This is a genomic window from Nonomuraea deserti (assembly GCF_004348685.1).
In the GTDB taxonomy this organism is placed as follows: Bacteria; Actinomycetota; Actinomycetes; order Streptosporangiales; family Streptosporangiaceae; genus Nonomuraea; species Nonomuraea deserti.
Window position 1 is genome coordinate 1 of sequence record NZ_SMKO01000361.1, and the last position, 3,372, is coordinate 3,372.

General features: G+C 66.0%; 1 protein-coding gene. It reads left to right on the plus strand.

All coding sequences use genetic code 11. The features are described from left to right. Window positions 1-3,372, plus strand: a 3,372-nt coding sequence (gene rpoB, locus E1292_RS49855) for a DNA-directed RNA polymerase subunit beta (RefSeq protein ID WP_165975178.1), incomplete at its 5' end; no start/stop codon positions are given.

The following is a 3,372-nucleotide window of genomic DNA, read 5'->3' on the forward strand; positions in this document are numbered from 1 at the left end:
GCTCTGCAGACCGAGTCGTTCGATTGGTTGCTCGGCAACGAGAAGTGGAAGGCCCGGGTAGAGGCGGCTCGCCAGGCCGGGCGCAGGGACGTCCCGACCCAGTCGGGTCTCGAAGAGATCTTCGAAGAGATCAGTCCGATCGAGGACTTCTCGGGGACCATGTCCTTGTCGTTCCGCGACCACCGGTTCGAGCCGCCGAAGTACTCCGTAGACGAGTGCAAAGACAAGGACATGACCTTCTCCGCCCCGATGTTCGTGACGGCGGAGTTCATCAATAACACCACCGGTGAGATCAAGAGCCAGACGGTGTTCATGGGCGACTTCCCGCTCATGACGCCGAAGGGCACGTTCATCATCAACGGCACCGAGCGTGTCGTGGTCTCGCAGCTGGTCCGTTCGCCCGGCGTCTATTTCGAACGCAACGTCGACAAGACGTCCGACAAGGATCTGTACGGCTGCAAGGTCATCCCGTCCCGGGGTGCCTGGCTGGAGTTCGAGATCGACAAGCGCGACAGCGTCGGTGTGCGCATCGACCGCAAGCGCAAGCAGGCCGTCACCGTGCTTCTCAAGGCGCTGGGGTGGACCAACGAGAAGATCCTCGAGCGTTTCGGCCAGTACGAGTCGATGCGGGCCACCCTGGAGAAGGACCACACGGCCGGCCAGGACGACGCGCTGCTCGACATCTACCGCAAGCTGCGGCCGGGCGAGCCGCCGACCAAGGAGTCGGCGCAGACCCTGCTGGAGAACCTCTACTTCAACCCCAAGCGGTACGACCTGGCCAAGGTGGGCCGCTACAAGATCAACAAGAAGCTCGGGGTCGACTCGGAGATCACCCAGGGCACCCTGACCGAGGACGACATCGTCGCCACGATCGACTATCTGGTCCGGTTGCACGCCGGCGAGGATGCGGTGCCGGGCGCCAACGGGGAGACCGTCGTCGAGATCGACGACATCGACCACTTCGGCAACCGCCGCCTGCGCAGCGTCGGCGAGCTCATCCAGAACCAGGTCCGCCTGGGCCTGGCCCGCATGGAGCGCGTCGTGCGCGAGCGGATGACCACGCAGGACGTCGAGGCGATCACGCCGCAGACCCTGATCAACATCCGCCCGGTGGTCGCGTCGATCAAGGAGTTCTTCGGCACCTCGCAGCTGTCGCAGTTCATGGACCAGATCAACCCGCTGGCCGGGCTGACGCACAAGCGGCGCCTGAACGCGCTGGGTCCCGGTGGTCTGTCGCGTGAGCGGGCCGGTTTCGAGGTCCGTGACGTGCACCCGTCCCACTACGGCCGGATGTGCCCGATCGAGACCCCTGAAGGCCCTAACATCGGCCTGATCGGGTCGCTGGCCTCCTATGCCCGGCTGAACGCCTTCGGCTTCGTCGAGACGCCCTACCGCAAGGTGGTCGACGGCAAGGTCACCGAGCAGATCGACTACCTCACCGCCGACGAGGAGGACCGTTTCGTCAAGGCGCAGGCCAACACGGTGCTCAACGCCGACGGGTCGTTCGCCGACTCCCGGGTCCTCGTGCGCACCAAGGGCGGCGAGACCGAGCTCGCCCGTGCCGAGGAGGTCGACTACATCGACGTGTCGCCGCGCCAGATGGTGTCGGTGGCCACGGCGATGATCCCCTTCCTCGAGCACGACGACGCCAACCGGGCGTTGATGGGCGCCAACATGATGCGCCAGTCGGTGCCGCTGCTCAAGAGCGAGGCGCCGCTGGTCGGCACCGGCATGGAATATCGCGCCGCGACCGACACGGGCGACATGGTCAGCTCCGAGAAGGCGGGTGTGGTCGAGGAGGTCTCGGCCGACTACGTCACGATTTTGAACGACGACGGCACGCGGACGACGTACCGGGTGGCGAAGTTCCGGCGTTCCAACATGGGCACCTCGTTCAACCAGAAGCCCATCGTCGCCGAGGGCGACCGGGTCGAGGTCAACCAGGTGATCGCCGACGGGCCGTGCACCGACCAGGGTGAGATGGCGCTCGGCAAGAACCTGCTGGTGGCGTTCATGCCGTGGGAGGGCCACAACTACGAAGACGCGATCATCCTGTCCCAGCGGCTGGTGCAGGACGACGTGCTGTCCTCGATCCACATCGAGGAGCACGAGGTCGACGCCCGTGACACCAAGCTGGGTCCGGAGGAGATCACCCGCGACATTCCCAACGTCTCCGAGGAGGTCCTGGCCGACCTCGACGAGCGCGGCATCATCCGCATCGGCGCCGAGGTCGTTCCCGGCGACGTCCTGGTCGGCAAGGTCACCCCGAAGGGCGAGACCGAGCTGACGCCTGAGGAGCGGCTGCTGCGCGCGATCTTCGGTGAGAAGGCCCGCGAGGTGCGCGACACCTCGCTGAAGGTGCCGCACGGCGAGCAGGGCAAGGTCATCGGCGTCCGGGTGTTCAGCCGTGAGGAGGGCGACGAGCTGCCGCCGGGGGTCAACGAGCTGGTCCGCGTCTACGTGGCCCAGAAGCGTAAGATCACCGACGGTGACAAGCTGGCCGGCCGGCACGGCAACAAGGGTGTCATCTCCAAGATCCTGCCGGTCGAGGACATGCCGTTCCTGGAGGACGGCACCCCGGTCGACATCATCCTCAACCCGCTGGGCGTGCCCGGCCGGATGAACGTCGGCCAGGTGCTGGAGACCCACCTGGGGTGGATCGCCGCCAGGGGCTGGGACATCTCCGGGGTGCAGGAGGCCTGGGCCGGGCGGCTGCGCGAGAAGGGCTTCGAGAAGGTCGCCCCGCGCACCAACATGGCCACCCCGGTCTTCGACGGCGCCCACGAAGAGGAGATCGTCGGTCTGCTCGACAGCACGGTCCCCAACCGTGACGGGGATCGACTGGTCGAGCGGAGCGGCAAGGCCCGCCTGTTCGACGGCCGTAGCGGCGAGCCGTTCCCCTATCCGATCTCGGTCGGCTACATCTACATTCTCAAGCTGCTCCACCTGGTCGACGACAAGATCCACGCGCGCTCGACCGGTCCTTACTCCATGATCACTCAGCAGCCGCTCGGCGGTAAGGCCCAGTTCGGTGGCCAGCGCTTCGGTGAGATGGAGGTGTGGGCGCTGGAGGCCTACGGCGCCGCCTACGCCCTGCAGGAGCTGCTGACCATCAAGTCCGACGACGTTCTCGGCCGGGTGAAGGTCTACGAGGCCATCGTCAAGGGCGAGAACATCCCCGAGCCGGGCATCCCCGAGTCCTTCAAGGTCCTCATCAAGGAGATGCAGTCGTTGTGCCTGAACGTCGAGGTGCTTTCCAGCGACGGCATGTCCATCGAGATGCGTGACACCGACGAGGACGTCTTCCGCGCCGCGGAGGAGCTCGGTATCGACCTGTCCCGGCGCGAGCCGAGCAGCGTGGAAGAAGTCTGA